The sequence below is a fragment of the Halorhodospira sp. M38 genome, from assembly GCF_022227985.1.
Lineage (GTDB): Bacteria > Pseudomonadota > Gammaproteobacteria > Nitrococcales > Halorhodospiraceae > Halorhodospira > Halorhodospira halophila_A.
The window spans coordinates 1-300 of sequence record NZ_JAJNQP010000101.1 but is presented as its reverse complement, the minus strand read 5'-3'; the positions used below and the strand labels follow the sequence as shown (position 1 = coordinate 300).

The 300-nt window shown below is 62.3% G+C and carries 1 pseudogene; it reads right to left on the bottom strand.

The window, feature by feature from the left end:
* Positions 1–70 precede the first annotated feature (70 nt).
* A pseudogene (locus LRA98_RS12955) lies at positions 71–300 on the bottom strand (hypothetical protein); the annotation flags it as partial.

Below are 300 nucleotides of genomic sequence, written 5' to 3'. Positions count from 1 at the left end.
TTCGCCGACAACTAGCGTCCAGCACCAGAACCCGTGACCGAACCAGCCGGCGAACTTACCATCCGTCGTCTCACGTGAGTGCCCAGGAGACCACCCGGTCGTAGAGCGCGCTCCTGCGGATAACCAAGCTCTCTGGCTCTCCCTTCAGCCAGGGTACGTCGCTTTCACCGCCAACCTCCTCGATCAGCCCGAAAGGCATGGCGAAGCGCAGTACGGTGCGGACCGACCAGCAGTTGTGCACAATCCGCTCGGGACAGTCGCCCGGAAACAGTACCCCTTCCTCGTTAACCTGCCGAAGGG